This window comes from Streptomyces sp. SID13031, from assembly GCF_010548305.1.
GTDB lineage: Bacteria > Actinomycetota > Actinomycetes > Propionibacteriales > Kribbellaceae > Kribbella.
Map to the genome: position 1 here is coordinate 339952 of NZ_JAAGLV010000008.1, position 21015 is coordinate 360966.

Annotated in this window: 16 protein-coding genes; 10 read left to right on the plus strand and 6 right to left on the minus strand. The window is 67.9% G+C overall.

The annotated features are described in order from the left end of the window. Positions 1–43 precede the first annotated feature (43 nt). On the minus strand, positions 44–634 hold the full coding sequence (locus G3I17_RS18595; RefSeq protein ID WP_164597880.1) for a DUF3043 domain-containing protein: 591 nt from the start codon (positions 632–634) through the stop codon (positions 44–46). 166 nt (positions 635–800) lie between these two features. Here G3I17_RS18595 and G3I17_RS18600 point away from each other — a divergent pair, with 166 nt between their 5' ends. From G3I17_RS18600 to G3I17_RS18630, 7 genes are all read left to right on the plus strand, one after another. Then, entirely contained in the window at positions 801–1610 is an 810-nt protein-coding gene (locus G3I17_RS18600; RefSeq protein WP_164597883.1) for a PspA/IM30 family protein, read from the plus strand. Then, positions 1611–1886, plus strand: coding sequence for a hypothetical protein (locus G3I17_RS18605; RefSeq protein WP_164597885.1), 276 nt, complete (start codon positions 1611–1613; stop codon positions 1884–1886). A 343-nt stretch (positions 1887–2229) separates the two neighbouring features. Next, positions 2230–3738, plus strand: a complete 1509-nt coding sequence (locus G3I17_RS18610; protein WP_203590397.1) for a sugar transferase — start codon at positions 2230–2232, stop codon at positions 3736–3738. Further along, the gene (locus tag G3I17_RS18615) at positions 3738–4715 is read left to right on the plus strand and encodes a GDP-L-fucose synthase (protein ID WP_164597889.1); all 978 of its coding nucleotides are present in this window, start codon (positions 3738–3740) and stop codon (positions 4713–4715) included. The genes G3I17_RS18610 and G3I17_RS18615 overlap by 1 nt, the downstream gene beginning before the upstream one ends. Then, complete coding sequence (gene gmd / locus G3I17_RS18620) at positions 4712–5740, plus strand: GDP-mannose 4,6-dehydratase (protein WP_164597892.1); 1029 nt, start codon at positions 4712–4714, stop codon at positions 5738–5740. Before G3I17_RS18615 ends, gmd begins: the two co-directional genes overlap by 4 nt. Before the next feature lie 3 nt (positions 5741–5743). Next, positions 5744–6514: a WecB/TagA/CpsF family glycosyltransferase gene (locus G3I17_RS18625; protein ID WP_164597894.1), complete on the plus strand. Its 771-nt coding sequence runs from the start codon at positions 5744–5746 to the stop codon at positions 6512–6514. After that, on the plus strand, positions 6511–7773 hold the full coding sequence (locus G3I17_RS18630; RefSeq protein ID WP_203590398.1) for a hypothetical protein: 1263 nt from the start codon (positions 6511–6513) through the stop codon (positions 7771–7773). The genes G3I17_RS18625 and G3I17_RS18630 overlap by 4 nt, the downstream gene beginning before the upstream one ends. On the opposite strand, the gene G3I17_RS18635 is transcribed toward G3I17_RS18630, so the two are convergent. From G3I17_RS18635 to G3I17_RS18650, 4 genes are all read right to left on the minus strand, one after another. Further along, positions 7760–9262, minus strand: a complete 1503-nt coding sequence (locus G3I17_RS18635; protein WP_203590399.1) for a hypothetical protein — start codon at positions 9260–9262, stop codon at positions 7760–7762. The two genes, G3I17_RS18630 and G3I17_RS18635, sit on opposite strands and share 14 nt — an antisense overlap. 117 nt (positions 9263–9379) lie before the next feature. After that, a complete protein-coding gene (locus G3I17_RS18640; RefSeq protein ID WP_164597896.1) occupies positions 9380–11569 on the minus strand; it encodes a LamG-like jellyroll fold domain-containing protein in 2190 nt (729 codons plus the stop codon). Positions 11570–11633: 64 nt separating this feature from the next. Next, positions 11634–13157 carry a fibronectin type III domain-containing protein gene (locus tag G3I17_RS18645; protein WP_164597898.1) on the minus strand — a complete coding sequence of 508 codons (1524 nt, stop codon included), beginning with the start codon at positions 13155–13157 and terminating at the stop codon, positions 11634–11636. A gap of 156 nt (positions 13158–13313) precedes the next feature. After that, positions 13314–15518: a LamG-like jellyroll fold domain-containing protein gene (locus G3I17_RS18650; RefSeq protein ID WP_164597900.1), complete on the minus strand. Its 2205-nt coding sequence runs from the start codon at positions 15516–15518 to the stop codon at positions 13314–13316. Positions 15519–15846: 328 nt separating this feature from the next. Here G3I17_RS18650 and G3I17_RS18655 point away from each other — a divergent pair, with 328 nt between their 5' ends. Both G3I17_RS18655 and G3I17_RS18660 read left to right on the plus strand, forming a co-directional pair. Then, positions 15847–17493 carry a Wzz/FepE/Etk N-terminal domain-containing protein gene (locus G3I17_RS18655; protein WP_164597902.1) on the plus strand — a complete coding sequence of 549 codons (1647 nt, stop codon included), beginning with the start codon at positions 15847–15849 and terminating at the stop codon, positions 17491–17493. 37 nt (positions 17494–17530) lie between these two features. After that, entirely contained in the window at positions 17531–18823 is a 1293-nt protein-coding gene (locus G3I17_RS18660) for an O-antigen ligase family protein (RefSeq protein ID WP_164597904.1), read from the plus strand. A 161-nt stretch (positions 18824–18984) separates the two neighbouring features. Here the strand turns inward: G3I17_RS18660 and G3I17_RS18665 are convergent, their stop codons facing one another. Continuing rightward, positions 18985–20373, minus strand: coding sequence for a right-handed parallel beta-helix repeat-containing protein (locus G3I17_RS18665; RefSeq protein ID WP_203590400.1), 1389 nt, complete (start codon positions 20371–20373; stop codon positions 18985–18987). A gap of 380 nt (positions 20374–20753) precedes the next feature. On the opposite strand from G3I17_RS18665, the gene G3I17_RS18670 reads away from it, so the two are divergent. Continuing rightward, positions 20754–21015, plus strand: a 262-nt coding sequence (locus G3I17_RS18670; RefSeq protein ID WP_203590403.1) for a hypothetical protein, incomplete at its 3' end; no start/stop codon positions are given.

The window sequence follows — 21015 nt, forward strand, 5'->3', positions numbered from 1 at the left end:
ATTACTTCGATACCGCTGGGGGCTGGAAAGTTATGCCGCCTAGCTAGGAGGGCCGTTCGCCGCGGGCGACCATCGGCTTGGGCAGGCGCCAGCGGCGCATCTGCATCGTCCGGCGGACGGCGTAGAAGCCGATGCCCTTGGCGGAGTCGTCCGGGAACTTGGCCTTGACCGCGCGCTTCAGCCCGCCGGTCACGATGAACCAGTCGCCGGCGATCGCAACGATCATCACCAGGAAGAGGATGTTGACCAGGCCCGGCAACCAGGGGAAGGCCTGGGAGAAGACGACGCCGACCAGGGAGATCACCAGTAGCACCGGCAGCGCGAACTCCATCACCGACCAGCGGGAGTCGACATAGTCGCGGGCGAACCGGCGGACCGGGCCCTTGTCGGCCGCCGGCAGGTACCGGTCGTCGCCGGTCTTCATCGCGTCCTGCATCTTGCCGCGCTCGGTCCGGACCTTCTCCCGCCGGTACGCCGCCGCCTCCTTGCGGTTGCGCGGCTTCTTCAGCGCGGCCTTGCGGGTGGCCTCCGCCTCGCGGCGGGTCGGGGTCGGACGCCCCTTGCCACCGACCTTCGGCTGGGGGGCGGCGGCCTGCGTTTGGGACGATGTCTCAGACTTGGTACGACGGAACACGGGGACTGAACCTCATTCGGGACTGGCGACGCCGGTCTCGGGGTGGTCCCCGGACCTTTGCACTACTTTATCCGGGCCGGTCCTGATGGTGTGGTGACCCGCAGGGACATAGGGTGGATGACACGCACGCCGGGTCACCTCCGGCACAGAAGGGGTACGGATATCGATGAGCATCTTCAGGCGGATGTCGACGATCTTCAAGGCCAAGGCCAACACGGCCTTGGACAAGGCCGAAGATCCTCGCGAAACCCTTGACTACTCGTATCAAAAGCAGCTCGAACTGCTGCAGAAGGTACGCCGTGGCGTGGCTGACGTGGCCACCAGCCGGAAGCGGGTCGAGCTGCAGGCCTCGCAGCTGCAGTCGCAGTCGCAGAAGCTGCAGGACCAGGCACAGAAGGCGCTCTCGATGGGTCGGGAGGACCTCGCTCGCGAGGCGCTGACCCGCAAGTCCGGGCTGCAGGGCCAGATCGACGACCTGACCACCCAGCACGCCCAGCTGCAGGGCGAGGAGGAGAAGCTCACCCTCGCGTCGCAGCGGCTGCAGGCGAAGGTCGAGTCCTTCCGCACCAAGAAGGAGACGATCAAGGCCACCTACACGGCGGCCGAGGCGCAGACCAGGATCAACGAGGCCTTCTCCGGTATCTCCGAGGAGATGAGCGACGTCGGCCTCGCGGTCCAGCGCGCCGAGGACAAGACCCTGCAGATGCAGGCCCGAGCCGGTGCGATCGACGAGCTGCTCGCCTCCGGCGCGCTCGACGACGCCTCCGGGTCGTCCAAGGACAGCATCACGCTCGAGCTCGAGCGGATGTCGACGGGGTCGGACGTGGAGTCCGAGCTCGCCGCGCTGAAGGCGCAGATCGCGCCGACCGAGGCACCCAAGCAGATCGCTCAGGACGCGCCCGGCGCGGCCCAGCCCCAGCAGCCGGCGCAGCAACCCGTGCAGCAGCCGGTCCGACCGCAGGACGGAGACGCGTAGATGATCGTCCGGATCATGGGCGAAGGTCAGTACAAGCTGGCCGACGAGAAGCTCGACGAGCTGAATGCGGTCGACACCGACCTGGAGAAGGCCGTCTCGGCCAACGACGAGGACGGTTTCAAGGCCGCCTTCGCCGCGCTGCTGGACTTCGTCCGGGCCGGCGACCAGGTGCCGAACGACGAGCTACACGACTCGGACGCGATCCTGCCGCCGAGCGACAGCACCTTCGCCGAGATGCGCGAACTGATCAGCGGAGACGGCCTGATCGCCGGCTGACCTCTGCTTGCTCACCCCTTCAGGTTCCGCGGGGCCGCTTCGGCGGTCCCGCGGAACTGCTGTGAATACCCTCTGCGTAACGCTTCCCAACACTCCGTAGTTACTACTGTCGGACCTGCTTTGCGCGTAGTACCCTCGGTGAACTGCCGTCGACGGGACGGTGTACTTCACGGCGTAACGCGACTGGGTCCACTGGAGATTGTGAAGAGTGTGACTCAAACCGCGGCCGGTTCACCGGGGGGTGACTAGGGTGACGGATCATGCCGTCATGGGGGAATCCGCGTCTGAAACAGGCGCGATCATAGCTACAGGCCTGTCGTCGACAGGCCTGCCATCAGCGACATTGCAGACGACGGTCGCGCCGGCCGAGTACTTCGATCGCCGCCGGCCGGTCTGGGTGGTACCGGATTCGGTGCCCGCGATCGTGCCGCGGTCGGCGCGGCTGACCGAGCCGCAATGGGTCGCGGTCTATCGCTGGGCAGCGCTCGGGGGCGACCTGCTCGCGGCCGTGATCGGCGTCTCGATCGCCCTGCTGACCAGGTTCGGTTACCAGGTCGGCGGTGCCTATCTGGTCTTCGGCAGCCTGCTGCCACTGGCCTGGGTCGCCGCGGTGGCGATGTCGAAGGGCTACGAGCCACGCTTCTTCGGCGCCGGACCGGACGAGTTCCGCTCGATCCTGCGCTCGGGCGCCGGGCTGACCGCCGTCGTCGCGATCGTGTCGTACGCGACCAAGAGCGAGATCGCGCGCGGTTTCGTCGTGCTGGCGATCCCGGCCACGGTGCTGCTCGCGCTACTGCTCAGGTACGGCCTGCGCCGTGACCTGAGCCGCCACCGGTACCGCGGCCGCTGCATGCGTCGCGTGCTGGTCGTCGGCCGCAACGGCCAGGCATCGACCTTGAGCGAACACCTCGAGAAGCGTCCCTCGGACGGCTTCCGCGTGGTCGCGACCTGTCGCCCCCGTGGCGACGGCCGGCCGCACCGCGAGCACGACGCCTTGCTGCTCGGCCCGGACGAGCTGGACGAGGCGGACATCATGGCCGCCGTCGACCGGCACGCCGTGGACGTCGTGGCCGTCGCGTCCGACCCGGATCTCGCCGGTCAGTCGCTGCGGCGGCTGTCCTGGGCGCTGGAGCAGCGCGGCGTCGAGCTGATCGTGTCGCCGGGCATCATCGAGGTCGCGGGTCCGCGGATCTCGGTCCGTCCGGTCGCCGGCCTGTCCCTGCTGCACCTGGAGCGCCCGTCGGTCAGCGGCGGCCCGCACCTGCTGAAGGGTGTCTTCGACCGGGTCGTCGCGCTGATCCTGGTGACGGTGCTGTCGCCGCTGCTGCTCGGCCTGGCCGTCGCGGTCCGGTTGAGCAGCAAGGGACCGGTGCTGTTCAAGCAGCGCCGGGTCGGCCGCTCGGGTGAAGACTTCTCGATGCTGAAGTTCCGCAGCATGTTCGTCGACGCCGAGCAGCGGCTGGGTGACCTGCACGCGCTCAGCGACGGCAACGGGATGCTGTTCAAGATGCGCGACGATCCGCGCGTCACCAGCCTCGGCCGGGTGCTGCGCAGGTTCTCGCTGGACGAGCTGCCGCAGCTGTTCAACGTGCTGCGGGGTGAGATGTCCCTGGTCGGCCCGCGCCCGCCGCTGCCGCAGGAAGTCGCCCTGTACGCCGCCGACGACACCCGCCGGATGCTGGTGAAGCCCGGACTGACCGGGCTCTGGCAGGTGAGCGGCCGCAGCGACCTGTCCTGGGAAGAGTCGGTCGTGCTCGACCTGCGCTACGTGGACAACTGGTCGATGACGCTGGACCTGCTGATCCTGTGGAAGACGGCCCGCGCGGTGATCCGCGGGTCTGGTGCCTACTGATGGGGGACAGAGTGACGGGTGCCGACCAAGGAGGCCGGCTCGACCGGAACGCCCGCGTGTACGTCGCGGGACATCGCGGCCTGGTCGGCTCGGCCATCTGGCGCAAGCTCGAGTCCGAGGGCTTCACCGATCTGATCGGTGCGACCTCCTCGGAGGTTGACCTGCGCGACCGCGACCAGACCTTCGCGTACTTCGCCGAGCACCGCCCGCAGGTGGTGATCGACGCGGCGGCCAAGGTCGGCGGGATCCTGGCCAACCGCGACCACCCGACCGAGTTCCTCAGCGACAACCTGCGGATCCAGGTCAACCTGATGGACGCGGCCCTCGAAGTACGGGTGCCGCGGTTGCTGTTCCTCGGGTCGTCCTGCATCTACCCGAAGTTCGCCGAGCAGCCGATCAAGGAGTCGAGCCTGCTCACCGGTGAGCTGGAGCCGACCAACGACGCGTACGCGATCGCCAAGATCGCCGGCATCATGCAGGTCCAGGCGGTCCGCCGCCAGCACGGGCTGCGCTGGATCTCGGCGATGCCCACCAACCTGTACGGGCCGAACGACAACTTCGACCTGACCAGCTCACACGTGATGCCGGCGCTCATCCGCCGGTTCCATGACGCGCAGCAGGGCAACGCCGAAGAGGTCGTCCTGTGGGGGACGGGGACGCCCAAGCGGGAGTTCCTGCATGTGGACGACCTGGCCGACGCTAGCCTGCACCTGCTGGAGCACTACGACGAGCCGGGCCCGATCAACGTCGGCGTCGGCACCGACGTGACGATCCGCGAGCTCGCCGGGATCATCGCCAAGGTGGTCGGTTATGAAGGTGCGATCGGCACCGATCCGTCGAAACCGGACGGCACACCGCGCAAGCTGCTCGACGTGAGCAAGCTGGGCGCCCTGGGCTGGAAGCCCGGTATCGACCTCGAGGAGGGCGTGGCCAGTGTCTACGCCTGGTACCTCGCCAACGGGAGGGAAGACCGATGACCACTGGGGGCCATCAGCCGGAGCACGCAGCCGAAGGTACTGCGAAGAAGGCTCTGATCACCGGAATCACCGGTCAGGACGGTTCGTACCTGGCCGAGTTGCTGCTCAGCAAGGGCTACGAGGTGCACGGCCTGATCCGTCGTGCGAGCACGTTCAACACACACCGGATCGACCACCTCTACACGGATCCGCACGAGCAGGACAAGCGCCTGTTCCTGCACTACGGCGACCTGACCGACGGCTCGCGCCTCGTCACGCTGCTCGCCTCGATCCAGCCCGACGAGGTCTACCACCTGGCCGCGCAGAGCCACGTCCGGGTCAGTTTCGACGAGCCGGAGTACACCGGTGACACCACCGGGATGGGCACCACCCGGTTGCTCGAGGCGATCCGGATGATCGGGCTGAACTGCCGCTTCTACCAGGCGAGCAGCTCGGAGATGTTCGGCGCGACGCCGCCGCCGCAGAACGAGGAGACCCCGTTCTACCCGCGCTCGCCGTACGGCGCGGCGAAGCTTTACAGCTACTGGATGACCCGCAACTACCGCGAGGCGTACGACCTGTTCGCGGTGAACGGGATCCTGTTCAACCACGAGAGCCCGCGCCGGGGCGAGACGTTCGTGACGCGCAAGATCACCCGGGCGGTCGCGCGGATCAAGCTCGGCCAGGAGAAGCGGCTGTACCTGGGCAACCTGGACGCCTGCCGCGACTGGGGCTACGCACCGGAGTACGTCGAGGGCATGTGGCGGATGCTGCAGCACGACCAGCCGAACGACTACGTGGTCGCCACCGGTACGTCGTACTCGGTCCGTGACTTCGTCCAGCTGGCCTTCGAGCACGCGGGGATGGACTGGAACGACTTCGTCGACTACGACCAGCGCTACGAGCGGCCGACCGAGGTCGACTCGTTGATCGGCGACGCGTCGAAGGCGCACGCCGAGCTGGGCTGGAAGGCCCAGGTGCACGTGCCGGAGCTCGTCCGCATCATGGTGGACGCCGATCTCGCCGCCCTGACCCGCGAGGAATGACCGATGACCGCTGAGACGACACAGGACCGCGTCGACGTACTGGGCATCCATGTCAGCGTCACCGACATGGAGCACACGGTCGGCACGTTCGCTCGCTGGATTGATGATGGCGAGCGGCACCTGGTCTGCGTCTCGGACATGAACGCGCTGCTGCACGCCCGCGCGGACGACCAGCTCACGAAGGTCTACAACACGTCCGGGATGACACTGCCCGACGGTATGCCGCTCGTCTGGGCGGGTAAGAAGGCCGGGTTCGACCGGATGGCCCGGGTCTGCGGGCCCGACCTGATCGAGCGCGTGATGGCGGAGGCCGAGCACCGCGGCTGGTCGCAGTACTTCTACGGTGGTGCCGACGGTGTCGCCGAGCAGCTGCGGGACACGTTCACCGCAAGGCATCCGGGGCTGAAGGTGGCGGGGGTCTACTCGCCGCCGTACCGGGCGCTCACCGCGGAAGAGGACCAAGAGATCGTCGACCGGCTGAACGAGGCCGGCCCGGACATCATCTGGGTCGGGCTCGGCGCGCCGAAGCAGGAGCGCTGGATGGCCGAGCACCGCGACCGGCTGGATGCTGCGATCCTGATCGGCGTCGGAGCGGCGTTCGACTTTCATACCGGCCGCCTCGACCGGGCGCCGCACTGGATGCAGCGGGCCGGCCTCGAGTGGAGCTACCGGCTGTACAAGGAGCCGCGCCGGCTCTGGCGTCGCTACGTCCTGGGGATCCCTCGTTTTGGGATCGGCATCCTTCGTCAGCCTCCGAAACCGGTCTCTTCTTGAAGCTGTCACGACTGGCCGGTCCGGCCGGCCGGGCGAGCTGGGGGCTTGCCGATCAGGCGCTGTCGAGCCTGAGCAACCTGGCTGTCGGCGTTCTTGTTGCCCGCAGCGGCACCGTGGCCGACTTCGGTATCTACGCGCTCGCCTTCGGTGGCTACACGATCGCCCTGAACGTCTCCCGGGCGGTGGCCACCGAGCCGCTGTCCGTCAGGCACTCCGGCGACCGGAGCCCAGCCTGGGAGCGAGCAGTCCGGGCCAGTACGGCGACAGCGCTGTTCGCCGGCCTCATGGGCATGGTCGTCGGCCTGGCGATCGCCCTGTTCCCTGGAGTGCCCTCCAAGGGCGTCCTGCTGGCGTTCGCGCTCACGTTGCCCGGGCTGCTGCTGCAGGATGCCTGGCGCTGGGCCTTCTTCGTCGTGGGCGAGGGGCAGAAGGCGTTCTTGAACGACCTCATCTGGCTGCTGGGGATGGGGGCGATCTTCGGCGGGCTCTACCTGACTGACTCGGCCACTGCCTTCACCCTGACACTGGGCTGGGGTCTGGGGGCCGTGATCGCCGCAGTGGCCGGGCGGTTCCAGGCAGGCGTGGCGCCACGTCGCCAGTTGATCAAGGAGTGGCTGCTCACCCACCGCGACCTCACTCCGAAGTACGTCGGGGAGATGCTGGCCGTGAGCGGCACGATCCAGGTCTACATGCTGGGGATCACCGTGGCCGCGGGACTGGTCGCGACGGCGGGTATCCGCGGTGCGCAGGTCCTGCTGGGCCCGGTGAACGTGCTCAACCAGGGGATCCGGATGATCGCGGTGCCGGAGGCCGCACGGGCTCTGAAGCACTCGTACCGGCGTCTGTGGCTCGTGGGCCTGGCGATCTCGCTAGGAGTCGGTGCTGGTGCCCTGGCCTGGGGCGCTGTCTTCCTGCTGCTGCCTGAGGCCGTGGGGGAGTACCTGCTCGGCCCTGGCGTGTGGGCTCAGGCCAGGACCGTGCTGGTGCCGGTGATCCTGCTACAGGCGCTAGGAGCGTCCAATGCGGGCGCCTTCGCCATCCTGCGTGCTCTGACCGCCGCTACCCGGGGCCTGCGGGTCAGGCTGATCTCCTCGATCATCCTGATCACCACAGGCGTCGGGGGAGCCTTCCTGGAGGGCCCCAAGGGTGCTGCTTGGGGCCTCGCAGTCGCCTCCTTCTGCACTCTGCTGCTGTGGTGGCACGAAGCCCATCGCGCCATCGCAGCCCACAGAGCAAATCCACCGGTTACTTCACCGTGATGCTGGCGAATCCGCCTCGTACTGTGTTGTTGCCGTCGTAGACCTCGATCCGGTACTGCTGTGAGGTCCCGGACGGGGCCGTGGTGTCGGTCAGCGTCACGTTCGGGCGGCTCCAGAAGGTGGAGTTCGCCGTCGTGCTGGCGACGACCGTGTTGGAGTTACTCCGCAGCAGCCGGTAGGTCAGGGTGATGTCGTCCTTGTCCAGCGACGTCTGCACGGTCGCCTTCACCTGGCCGGTCGTAGTACTGGACAGCGTCGGCAGGACCGGGCCTAGCGGCGCAGCACCCGCACCCAGGTTGGTGAAGCGCGTCAGGCCCTGCTGGCCGGCACCGTTGACCGTGGTGAAGTCGCCGCCGACCCACAGGTCCGAGCCGCCGGTCGCCGAGACGAGCGGGCCGACCTCGGTGGGCGGGCCTGCGTTGGTGTTCGGGAACCAGGGGCCGAGGGCGCCTGTCGCCGGGTTCTGCAGGAGCAGGAAGTGAGCTCCGCTGCCGTCCGGGAAAGCGCCCGGGCAGCTGTGCGCGTGTGAGCCCTTGAAGAGCCAGCCGTTGACCATCGTGATCGTCTCGGTGGCGCCGAGGCAGGTGTTCTTCCAGACCAGGTTGCCGGTGGCGATGTTCGCCGCCCAGGTCCCGTCGAAGCAGCCGCCGCCGTCACCGGCGTTGGAGAAGTACACGACGCCGCCGCTGGTCTCGATGTCCTTGACCCGGGTCGTGCAGCCCGGCTTCGGCACCGGTACGGCGGACGACGCCGCGAATGGCAGCAGCGCACCGGTCGAGTTGTTCACGCTCGCCACGGCCCAATGGGCCACGCCGCCGACCTTGGCGAAGGTGCCGCCGAGGTAGACCTTGGAGTTGTCGTCAGCCGCGTCGATCGCGTAGACATCCGCGTCGGCGTTCGGGTTCCACGGCAGCAGGGTGCCGTCGACCGTGCTGATCGCCGCGGCCCGGTTGCGGGCGACGTTGTTGACCAGGCCGAACGAGCCGCCGAAGTACAGGCTGGTTCCGCCGACGGCGAGCGTCTTGACCCGGTAGGAGACGTTCGGCTTGATGTTCGGCAGCAGGGCTCCGGTGGTCGCGTCGAAGGCGGCGATCCGGTTGCGGACCTGGCCGTCGACGCGGGTGAAGTCGCCGCCGATGTAGATCTTGGAGCCGTCGGGCGAGGCGACGATCGACCAGACGAGGTTGTTCACGTCGTGGTTGAAGCCGGTGTCGAGCGCGCCGGTGGTCTGGTTGAACGCCGCCAGGTACGTCCGGACGGTCTGGCTGGTGCCGGGCGCGGCGCCTGGTGGGCGGACCCGGGTGAACCGGCCGCCGACGAACGCCTTGCCCTTCGCCACCGCGAGACCGAGCACACTGGCGTCGGTCTGCCAGGCGGAGCCCGCCACGGCGGTCAGTGAAGCCCCTGTACCGGGCGCCGGCAGCGCGGGCACGATGGCCAGCGCAAGACCGGCCGCGCCGAGCGCGGCAGTCATCCTTCGTAAACGCATGTGATTCCCCCCTGGTAACGCCGGACCCCTCCGGCACTACTTGTACGTCCGGTAACCCCTTACCGGTTGGCTCGAGCGGTGGGGTCTGCCTCAAGAGGCAGGCCCCACCCCCCTTATCTACCGCGCTTCGTAATGCGTTACGACCTGGTCGGCCCCGAGTGCGACCGGGTAGACGGCCACCTCGTCGACCGTGCCGTTGATACCGGCGCTGGACGGGCCGTTCGGCCAGCCGCCCAGGTTGTCGGCGCCGATCCGCCAGTAGCCCGTGTAGCTCTCGGCGGCGGCGGTGTTCTGGGTGCCCAGCAGGACACCGTCCAGGTAGAACTTCTGCGAGCCCGGCGAGAACGTGCCCACGACGTGGTGCCACTGGCCGTCGTTGGTGCCCGGTGCCGAGCTGATCGTCCGGGTCGAGCCGTCGTAGATGCCGAAGACGACGGCTCCGTCGTTCTGCAGGTAGATGTGCCGGTCGTACTGGCTGCTCGTCCCGTTCGAACTGTTGCCGAAGCCGACGAGCTTGCCGCCGCCGTTCGAGCTGGTCTTGTACCAGGCCTCGACGCTGAAGTTCTGCGGCTGGCTGACGACGGTCTGCCCGATCATCCGGCCCGAACCATCGAAGTCGCCGGCGGTGTTGCCACCACTGGTCAGTACGCCGGGCGTGCCCAGCGTGATGCCGGAGTACGGGCCGGTGTTGCCCTGGCCGGACGAGTCGGTCGCGTTGGCCGTCCCATTGGCCTCCCCGAGCCGCCAGTACGCCGTCGGGCCGTCCGCCATCACCTGCTGGTCGTACGGGGCGTCCACACTGGCCACTGTTACCGCTACCGAGTAGTCACCGCGCAAGGTGCTGTTCCCGTCGGTCACCTCGATCCGGTAGACCTGCGAGGAGCCCGGGGTCAGCCCGGTGTCGGTGAAGGACAGCCAGGGCCGGTTCCAGAACCTCGAGTCCGCCGTGTACGTCGCAACGACGGTGTTGCTGAAGCTGCGGAGTACCCGGTAGGTCAGCGTGATGTCGTCGTTGTCGACGACGGTCTGGAAGTTCACCTTGACCTGGCCAGCCTTGTAGCTGACCGGAATCACCTTGGCGGGCTTGGTCGGAGCCGCACCCGGTCCCGTGTTCGTGAACCGGGCGAGACCCTGCTGCCCGGCGCCGTTCACCGTGGTGAAGTCGCCGCCGACCCAGAGGTCAGAGCCGCCCGTCGCGGACGCCAGCGGCCCCACGGCGGTGGGGGAGCCGGTGTTGGTGTTCGGGAACCACGGACCGAGCTCGCCGGTGTCGAGGTTCTGGGTCAGCAGGAACCGGCCAGCACCCTGCGGGAAGCCGTTGCCGCCCTGGTAGCTGCAGTCGTGGGCGTGCGACCCCTTGTAGAGCCAGCCGTTCACGACGGTCACCGTCTCGGTCGCGCCGAGGCAGTTGTTCTTCCAGATCAAGTTGCCAGAGGCAACATCTGCCGCCCAGGTGCCGTCGAAGCAGCCGCCGCCGTCACCGGCGTTGGCGAAGTACACCCGGTCGCCGCTGGTTTCGATGTCCTTGACCCGCGAGGTGCAGCCCGGGTTCGGCGCCGGTACGGCGCTGGCCGCCGGGAACGCCTGCAGTGACCCGTCCGTCGGGTCCAGGCTGGCCACCGCCCACTGCGGCGTACCGTTGATCGCCGCGAACGTGCCGCCGACGTACACCTTGGTGCCGTCGTCGGCGGCGTCGATCGCGTAGACGTCGTTGTCCGCCTGGGGAGCCCAGGGGAGCAGTGCGGCCGTGCTCGTGGTGACCGCCGCCAGGCGCGGCCGGGCGACGTTGTTGACCAGCCCGAACGAGCCACCCAGGTAGACCGTGCTGCCGGAGACGGCGAGCGCCTTGACCCGGTACGAGACCGACGGCTTCCAATTGGAGACGAGGGCGCCGGTGGCGGTGTCGAACGCGGCGGCCCGGTTGCGGGTCTGGCCGTCGACGTTGGTGAAGTCGCCACCGACGAAGACCCGGGAGCCGTCGGCCGAGACCGCGACGGCCCAGACCATTCCGTTCAGGGTGTGGTTGAACCCGGTGTCCAATGCCCCGGTGCTCTGGTTGAACGCGGCCAGATAGGTCCGCGCCGTCTCGCTGGTGCCGGCTGCCGCCCCCGGTGGCCGGACCGTGGTGAAACGTCCCCCGACGTACGCCTTGCCGTTCGCCACCGCGAGTCCTTGCACGCTGGCGTTGGTCTGCCACGCCGGGCTCGGAAGAGCCGACAGCGAAGCTCCGATGCCCTGCGCGGGTGCTGGTGACAGCAAAGCTGCCACCAGCAGACCGCCCAGCGCGAATACCCCCAACTTCTTCACAACATCCCCCCTCAAGGATGTCCTCCGCGCCACGTGGTGCGGCGAGGAGGTCAGACAGCCCCCGTTATGGGACCTTCACCGTGACCGCCGGGCCCTTCATGATGTTGCGCCCGTCGTGGATCTCGATGTGATAGCTGACCGTCTGGCCCTTCTTGACGCCCTTGTCGACCACGATGATCTGCTTGCGCGTCTGCCAGTAGTACGTGGTGAACTTCTGCGAGCTGATGTTCGTCGCACCGCGGAACACGTTGTAGGTCAAAGACAGGTCGTCCAGGTCGTAGCTGTCCTTGAAGTAGACAGAGATCTGGTTGGTCACCGCCCGCGAGACGGCCGGTACCTTCGGGGCCGCCGGGAACGCGCCCCCGGCGACGTTGGTGAACCGGGTGAGGCCCTGCTGGACCTTGCCGTTGACGTTCAGGAAGTCGCCGCCGACCCACAGGTCGTTGCCACCGGACGCGAACGCCAGCGGGCCGACCTGGGTGGTGCTGTTCGGGTTGGCGTCGGTGTTCGGGAACCACGGCCCGATCTTGCCGTCGATCCCGCTCTCCACCAGCAGGTAGTGCGTACCGGTCCCGTCCGGGAAGGCGCCACTGGAGCTGCAGTTGTGCGCGTGCGAGCCCTTGTAGACCCAGTCGCCGATCGCCTTGATCGCCTCGGTCGCGCCCAGGCAGGTGTTCTGCCACAGCAGCTTGCCGGTGGCGACGTCAGCGGCCAGTACGCCGTCGTAGCAGCCGGCCCCGTCGCCGCCGTTGGCGACGAAGACCTTGGTACCGAGCGTGTCGATGTCCTTGACCCGGGTGGTGCAGCCGGGCTTCGGCTTCGGGATGGCCGCCGCCGCGGGCATCGAGTAGGCGGCGCCGCTGCTGATGTTGATCATCGCGAGCGAGTAGTGGTCCGCGCCGCCGATCTTCTCGAACGGACCGCCGACGAACACCCGGCTGCCGTTGTCGGCCACATCGATCGCGTAGACCTCGTCGTCCGCGTTCGGGTTCCAGGGCAGCAGGTCGCCCTGAAGCAGCCGGACCGCGGCCAGATAGTTGCGGGTTTGCAGGTCGACCAGGCCGAAGGAGCCACCGAAGAAGACGGCGCCGCCGGAGATGGCGATCGCTTTGACCCGAGTGGCCACCGATGGGTGCCAGGCCTGGACCAGCTTGCCGGTGGTGACGCTGAACATCGCGATGTGGTTGCGCTTGAGGCCGTCCACGGTGGTGAAGTCGCCGCCGATCACGACCCACTTGCCGTCCGGGCTGGTCGCGATCGCGTAGACGGCGCCGTTGAGCTTCGGCGCGAACGCGAGCGGCGCGCCGGTGGTGCGGTTGAACGCTGCAATGTAGGTCCGGGCGGCCTCACCCTGCCCGGCCGGCTTGCCGGGCTGCCGGATCCTGGTGAACAGGCCCCCGGCGTACACGGTGTTGCCGGAGACTGCGAGCGCGTTCACGCTGGAGTTCGTCTGCCACGACGTCTGCTTGATCGCGGACACGGCCGAGCCGAACCCGGGACTGGCTGCTTCCACCGGTGCCCCGGAGGGGATCAGCGCCGCGGCGAGCACGGCGGCGGCCGTGACTACTGCGAGAACTAGCTTTTTCATCAACTTCCTTAGGACTGGGCGGGGGGAAAGTCCGTTAGCGTCCAAAACCTAGCGCCGGTGAGAGACCAACTGGAAGGCAGGCTCCCACCGGCGTTATGAGTTTGTGCTATGACCCCTCAGCTGTCCGCTCAGCGTGCGGCGGACCGCCGGCTCTGCTCAGCCGGCGTTGTAGTGAGCTGTCACCTGGTCCGCGGTGAGGGCGTACGGGTACACCGCAGCCTCATCGATGACCATCCCCGTCTGGGTCGCGCCGCCACCGGACCAGCTGTTGGTGTTGTCGAAGCCGACTCGCCACCAGCCGTAGTACAGGGAGGCCTGACCGATCGTCTGGCTACCCGACAGGACGCCGTCGACGTACAGCTTCATGACCCCGTTGTCGTAAGTACCGACCGCGTGGTGCCAGGCGCTGTTGTTCTTGTTCGACGAGCTGTTGATGGTCTTCTGGCTGCCGTCGTTGATGCCGAAGGTGACCTGGCCGTTGGACCGCAGGTAGAGCATCCGGTCGTTCGCGCTGCTGTTGCCGGTCTTCGAGTTGCCGAAGCCGACGATCCGGCCGCCCTTGAAGGAGCCCTGCTTGAACCAGGCCTCCACGGTGAACTGCTGCGGCATGCTGTAGGCCTTCTCGCCCGGCATCCGGCCGCTCGAGCCGATCGTGGCTGCCGTGTTCCCGCTGACCTTGCCTGCGGTACCGAGGGTGAAGCCGGTGTACGTACCGTTGTTGCTCTGGCCGGACGAGTCCACCGAGGTGGTCGTGCCAGCCGGCTCACCGAGCCGCCAGTACGCCTGCGGCCCGTCGGAGTTGATGATCTGGTCGTACGCCGTGCTCGCGGTGCCCGCCACCGAGAGCGGATCGGAGTAGTTGCCCCGGATCGTCGTACTGCCGTCGGTCACCTCGACGCGATAGTTGGTCACCTCGCCGGGAGTCACGTTCGTGTCCGTGAAGTGCAGCCACGGCCGGTCCCACGGAGTCGACTTGGCGGTCCAGGTCGCGATGGTGGTGTTGGTGAAGCCCTTCAGCAGCCGGTACGTGAGCGTGCTGTCGTCGTTGTCCAGGACCGTCGGGAAGTGGATCTGGACGACGCCCGGCTTGACGGAGTATGGGAGCAGCTTGGCCGGCTTGGCCGGAGCGGCACCCGGGGTCGCGTTGGTGAAGCGGGTCAGGCCCTGCTGTCCGACTCCGTTGGTCAGCAGGAAGTCGCCGCCGACCCACAGGTCCGAGCCGCCGGTCGCGAACGCCAGCGGGCCGACCTCGGTGGGCGGACCGGCGTTGGTGTTCGGGAACCACGGGCCGAGCTTGCCGTCGACCGGGTTCTGGGTGAGCAGGAAGCGGTAGCCGAAGCCCTGCGGGAAGCCGCCGGCGCCCTGGTTGGCGCAGTCGTGCGCGTGCGAACCCTTGTACAGCCAGCCGTTCACCATCTTGACGGCCTCGGTGGCGCCCAGGCACTGGCTCTTCCACTTCAGCGTGTTGGTCGCGATGTCGACCGCCCAGGTGCCGTCGAAGCAGCCGCCGCCGTCGCCACCGTTACCGAAGTACACGGTGTCGCCGCTGGCGTCGATCGTCTTGACCCGGGTGGTGCACGAGCCGTTCGGCGGCGGTACCGCCGAGGAGCCCGCGAACGGCAGTACCGCGCCGGTCACCGGGTCGAGGCTGGTGACGGTGTTCTGGTTGGTGCCGTTGACGGTGCTGAACTGGCCACCGGCGTAGGCCTTGGAGCCGTTGTCGGCCACGTCCACGGCGTACACGTCGCCGTTGGCGGCAGGGGCCCAAGGCAACAAGGTGCCGAGGTCGGTGGTGACGGCGGCGAGCCGGAGCCGGTCGACGCCGTTGACGAGCCCGAACGAGCCACCGAAGTACACGGTGCTGCCGGAGACGGCGATCGACTTGACCCGGAACGAGACCGAGGGCTTCCAGTTCGCGACCAGCGCGCCGGTCGCGGTGTCGAAGGCGGCGATCCGGTTACGGGTCTGGCCGTTGACGGTGGTGAAGTCACCACCGACGAAGATCCGCGAGCCGTCGGGCGACGCGGCCACGGCGTACACCTGGCCGTCGAGGACCGGGTTGAAGGACGCGACCAGATTCCCGGTGGTCGAGTCGAAGGCCGCCAGGTACGCCTGGCCGACCTCGTTGCTGCCGAGCGGTGAGCCAGGCGGCCGCACACTGGTGAAACGCCCACCTGCGTAGGCCTTGCCGGCGGCAACGGCGATTCCCTGCACACTCGCGTTGGTCTGCCAGACCGGGCTGTCCTGCGCCGAGAGCGAGGCCTCGATGCTCTGGGCCGGCGGTGCCAGCACCATCACTCCGGCCCCCGCCAGCAGCGCCCCGACGGCGCCAAGGCGCGCGAAAAGCCATCTCTTCTTCATCCTGCGGTGTCCCCCCTCGGACAGGCGCCTACCCCGGCGCCTTACCAGTGATTCCCGTTTTCGTGATTCCCCCAGAATCCCCCGAGATCAGAGTAGGCCACAGAAAGTGAGCTTTGACCAGTCACCTTCTGGTTGCAGTCGGCGTGTTGCCAGCTTTCGTGACTCTGGGTGACGAGGAGAGGCGCTTACCACTGCAGCCAGTGGTGATGCACGGACCGTGACCCTGACGTCGGTGCCACCGCCCACCTGATGCCTATATCCTTGGCTCCGGCAAGGACCCGGTCACCTGGCGTGACGGGGCAGCGCCGAGTGAGGAATTGGGGAACGGATGGAACCGGGCACTGTGATCTGGCGGGACACCGCGCAATCACTTCTGCGACACAAGTGGCTGATCATCGGCTGTATCCTGCTGGGCGCTCTGGGTGCGACCGTCTTCTCGTTGTCGCAGACCGTCCGCTGGACGGCCTCCAGCCAGGTCGTGATCGGTCCCGCCGTGCCGCCGGCCCTGGTCGGCAACCTGCCCACCGGTACGGACAAGACCGGCCCGCTCGGTCTCGACCTGCCGGCCGAGACGCAGGCCCGGGTGATGGCGAGCCCGACGATCCTGCGCGAGGTCGCCAAGTTCCTGCAGATGCCGACCACCGACGACTCGATCCAGTCGCTGGCCGGCGTGACCCGGGTCAAGGCGGTCACCGACAACGCCTACCTGATCACCATCGACGGCCCGACCGCCGATGAGGCGGTCCGCCGGGCGAACGCGATCGCGCAGATCTACCTGGCCCAGCGCACCAATGAGGCCAAGGCGCTGCTCGTGACGCTGGCCAGCCAGGCGACCGACCGGGTCAAGACCGCGAACGCGCAGTCGAAGAGCATGGTCTCCTTGATCAACGAGGCGCAGGCCCGCGGCGACAGCCAGACCGCGTCCGCGTATCGCGACCAGCGCGTCGGTCTGGCCAGCGAGGCCCGCAAGGCTGCGGACGAGGCAGCAGCGATGAACAAGGCGCTCTCGGGTGTCGGCGCTAGCAGCCAGCTGGTCACTCCGGCGACCGTGGACACCGCGTCGTCGTCTCCGCTGGTGGGACGCGACATCACCGTCGGCGCGATCCTCGGCCTGGTGCTCGGCTTCGGTCTGGCGCTGATCAGCACGCACCTGAGCCCCTTCATCCTGACCCGCGACCAGGCGGCCCGCGCCGCCGGCGCACCGGTCATCACGGACTCGATCGGCCATCGGAAGTACCGGCTCGGCTTCCGCCTGCGCTTCTGGTTGCGCGCCTCGCCGCCGTTGCCGGCCTCGGAGATCACGGCACTCGGGACAGAAGCGAGCGGCGCGCTCGCCCGGCGCGAGCTGAACCCGACGGGTGTCGGGGCCAGCAGCGCCGGCGCCCTGCTGGTCGTCTCCGCCTCCCCGACGCGGAACACGGCCGGCATCGCGCTGGCGATGGCCGAGGCGAGCGCCCGCGACGGCCGCGAGACGCTGCTGGTCCTCGCCGATCTGCGCGGCGCTCCGGTGCTGTCGCACGTGACCGACCACGAAGGTCTCACCGATCTCGTCAACGAGCCGGCCGCGACCCGCGCAGTACGGGCTCGCAAGCTGTTCCGGCCTGGCACGGTGGCCGATCTGTACGTCCTGCCGCCCGGCCTGAGTAGCGACGAGGGCGCGCGGGCTATCGCCCCGTCGCTCGTACCGGGCATCGTGGCCGACCTGCCCCCGGGGTACTCGGTCGTCATCCAGGGCCCGGCGTCGGCCGGCCGGCATGGGATCACGCCGCTGGCTTCGGCCGTCGACGCTTCGGTGCTGGTGGTACAGGTCGGTCAGGACAAGGAGACCGACCTCACCCGGCTCACGGCGGCGCTGCGGTTCGCGGGTGCGCCGGTGCTGGGCGTAGTACTGATCGGCTGTTCGAAGCACGACGAGACGCTGGGTATTCCGCTCAACTACGTTCCGGCCGATACCGCCGCACTGCCGCAGCGCTGACGGTGCCTGTGACGAGGCCTGTGGCTGGGAAGGCCGGATGACGCTGACGGCACCGCCGGTGCCGGGGACCACCAACGAGCCGGACAGCAAGTCGAGCTGGCTCTGGATGGGCATGTGGTGCCTGCTGGTGCTCGGCGTCCAGCCGTGGTCCTCGCGTGCCGCCGCACCGCAGGGGTCGACCGGCTCGACCAACAGCCTGATGAAGGGCGTCCTGCTCGGCACGATCTTCCTGGTCTGCCTGGCGGCGACGAAGCCCGGTTTCCGGACCCGCTCGAGCCCGTCGACCACTTTGTACGTCGTCTACGCGCTCTTCGCGACTGCTACGGCCTTCCTGCTCGCGGAGCCGGGCGGCCCGCTGCTGCGGCTGGCCCGGCTGCTGATCGGGCTGCTTCTGCTGTTCATGCTCTGGCGGCCGTTGATCCGGGTGCCGGAGCGGTTGATCCGCGCTCATCTGATCGCGCACCTGCTGCTGGCGCTCACGGTGGTACTGAGTGTCATCTGGCGCCCGACGGTGGCGTGGCGGCCGCTGACCTCGTTCGGCAGCGGCTACCGGCTGCAGGGTGTGCTCATCCCGATGCTGCCGCCCCGGGTCGGCGAGGTCGGTGCGATCCTGCTCGGCCTGGCGATCGTCGCCTTCTGCTCACGCAGACTCTCTGTCGTGCCGGCGAGTGCCTTCATCGTGCTGGGCGTCGTCCTGGTCGCAGCGAGCCGCACCCGTACTGCGGCCGCGGCGGTCGCCGTCGGTCTGGTGCTCGCCCTGCTGCTGACCCGGAAGACGTGGCTCAGCCGGATAGCGTCGATCTCGGTGCCGGCGCTGATGGGCCTGGCGTTCCTGGTGATCCCGTCGCTGCACACGTGGCTGCTGCGTGGCCAGGGCACCAAGCAGATCAGCTCCCTGAGCGGCCGCACCACGAGCTGGCAGTACGTCCTGGACGAGGAGGTCTCGCTCCAGACCGCGATCATCGGCCACGGCCTGGGCAACAAACGCGTCCTGCTCCGCCGGGGCGAGGGCGACATCGACGTGATGGCCATCGACAACAGCTGGCTCAGCCTCTACTGGGAAACCGGCCTGCTGGCGGTCGTGATCGTGGGAATCGCCTTCATCGTCGCCTGGATCTCAGTCCTCCGAGCCCCCACCCCCTACGTGAAGGCCAGCGGAGCCCTACTCCTCGGCTACGTCTCGGTCGCCTCCCTCAACGAGAGCGGCCTCTCAGACCTCAGCTCGATGACCCTCCACCTCCTGGTAGCCGCCGCAGTCTGCGACGCCGACCGAATCCGAGCCAAAGCCCACCCACCCCCACCCAAACCCCAAAAACAGCGGTACGTCTAGCCGCTCAACAAACTGCAGCGGTGGTCTAGCGACCGCTCAACCCAACCACCATCTGCTTCCATCCGCCGTCTGACAAACAGCCACGGAAGAACCAACGGAGCGGATGGAAGCTAACCCAGCCCACAACCAAGGGCCGGCAACCAGCCCCCCGAAACCACCGCTCAACTAGTGACGCTGTCTTTGTCGAACCCAGCCGCCTGCCACTGCTCCCAAGTCATCGTCTCCCCGCGATACGCGAACCGCTCAGCCTGCCGATCACCGATCCGGTAGCTGTTCCGGCTGAACCGGATCGCCCCGTCCCCGACCGGCGACTCCTTGTTCTCCACCACACCCGTACTGGCCGACTTCTCGTCCATCACAACCTGGTTCGCCTCGATCACGACGTCCTTCAGCACGTACTGCCCGCGCGGCCCGTCGCCCCGCGTCCGCGACTGGATCGCGATCCCGTTCCGGTTGTCCTTGATCAGATTCCCCGCCACCGTCACCCCGGCCGAAGTGTTCACGTTGATCCCACCGCCGTCCCACAGACTCGGCCCCGACCCCCGCCCGGTCCCGAACCCGTTGCCCTCGACAACGTTCTGCCCGATCACCGCCTGATAACTGATCTCATACCGGATCCCATCGGCCGCGTTGTCCCTGATCCGGTTCCCGACGATCCTCCGGTCGTACTCCGCGATGTCGCTCCAGATCCCGATCCCGCGGTTCGCCACGATGTCGTTGCCCGACACCTCACCCGACGACCGCGTCGACTTGATCCCACCCGACTCCCAGTCGGCGATCCAGAACCCGTCGGTGTTGTTGCGAGTCACCAGATTCCCGGTCAACTTCACGTCAGCCGAGTGATACTGCCCGATTCCCAGCTGCCCGTTGTCGGCAACGGTGTTCCCGCTAACCGTCGCCCGATCGCCCTCGATCACCATCACCCCGACCGCATGGTTCCACCGGACCTCGTTGGCGATCACCTTCCACCCGATGCCAACCTCCAGCGCCCCACCCTGCGGCAGGCTGGCGAAATGCTCGATCGTCAACCCACTGACCGTCACATCCTGCGCCGACACCACGATCGCCGCCCGCGTCCGCGACATCTCGACGGCCTTCCCGCCCGGATCGTCGCCGACATAGACAGCGTTCGCCCGGTAGTCGCCGTAGAAACTCCCCGGCTTCAGCTCCCCGAGACTCATCACCCGAGTGAGCTGCACCCCGTCGACGAACAGCTGCTCACCACGCTGACAAGGGTTCGTCTTGTCGTCCTCGCACTTCCCCTTCAACTTGTACGCCGCCGGCAACACCCCGCGTACCACCCACCGGCCACCCTCAGCCCGCCACCCGCTGAGCAGCACCGACCCGGTCAGTACCGCCCCTTCGCTACTCGCCAACGTCGAGCCCGCCTCCGGCCGGATCGCCTGGCTGATCCGATGCAGCCCCTTGGCGAAGCAGAACGTCTTGGCCCCGGGATTGGCATCGATCACCTTCTGCGGCTCAGCCCCCAGCGGAATCCGTACGCCGACACACTTGGCCGCCGTCACCGGACCTGTCGGCCCCAGCCTCACGCTGGCAGCCGGGGGAGCCGCAGTCGGCACCACAACGCTCGACCCACCTTGCGGCGGCGGCGCAGCCTTGTCATCGGTGCAACCAGCGACCAAGAAGACGGCAAGCAGAACCGCACCTGCCGACATGAACCCGCGTCCCATCAATTCCCCCACAAATGCCGCCCACAAAAGTTGCCCAACTATAGGTCAGCCCCCACCCAGACCCCCGCCGCCGACCCCAATCCACTCCAGCCCCTCGCCCCCGCTCAACACCACCAACTCATCCACAGTCTCGGCCTTCCTGTGGACAACTTGGCCAGTTCCTGCCGTTCGTCGATCCCTTGTAAATAAGGGGTTCTCGGCTTTGAAAACTGTCGGTGGGGTCGTCTATCGTTTCGGGTATGGAGATCTCGCAGCTGCGACCGCCGTGTCTGTACAGTGACAGCGAACTGCTGATCGCTGCAGACACCGTCGACGCTGCGCTGTCCGAGCTGACCACCTGCAACTGGTATCTCACCGCCGAGATCGAGTCGCGCGGCCTGGCCAAAGAACTCGGCGCCGGCGACACCATCGAACTCCTGTCGCTACGGCACCGCCGCAACCGTGGCGACATCCGCCGCGACCTCAAACTCACCAAGAACCTCCCCAAATACGAAGCCGTCA

Coding starts and splice junctions, on each gene's coding strand:
- G3I17_RS18600 (WP_164597883.1), top strand. CDS start 801: ATGAGCATCTTCAGGCGGATGTCGACGATCTTCAAGGCCAAGGCCAAC.
- G3I17_RS18605 (WP_164597885.1), top strand. CDS start 1,611: ATGATCGTCCGGATCATGGGCGAAGGTCAGTACAAGCTGGCCGACGAG.
- G3I17_RS18615 (WP_164597889.1), top strand. CDS start 3,738: ATGGGGGACAGAGTGACGGGTGCCGACCAAGGAGGCCGGCTCGACCGG.
- gmd (WP_164597892.1), top strand. CDS start 4,712: ATGACCACTGGGGGCCATCAGCCGGAGCACGCAGCCGAAGGTACTGCG.
- G3I17_RS18625 (WP_164597894.1), top strand. CDS start 5,744: ATGACCGCTGAGACGACACAGGACCGCGTCGACGTACTGGGCATCCAT.
- G3I17_RS18635 (WP_203590399.1), bottom strand. CDS start 9,262: ATGCGTTTACGAAGGATGACTGCCGCGCTCGGCGCGGCCGGTCTTGCG.
- G3I17_RS18645 (WP_164597898.1), bottom strand. CDS start 13,157: ATGAAAAAGCTAGTTCTCGCAGTAGTCACGGCCGCCGCCGTGCTCGCC.
- G3I17_RS18650 (WP_164597900.1), bottom strand. CDS start 15,518: ATGAAGAAGAGATGGCTTTTCGCGCGCCTTGGCGCCGTCGGGGCGCTG.
- G3I17_RS18655 (WP_164597902.1), top strand. CDS start 15,847: ATGGAACCGGGCACTGTGATCTGGCGGGACACCGCGCAATCACTTCTG.
- G3I17_RS18660 (WP_164597904.1), top strand. CDS start 17,531: ATGACGCTGACGGCACCGCCGGTGCCGGGGACCACCAACGAGCCGGAC.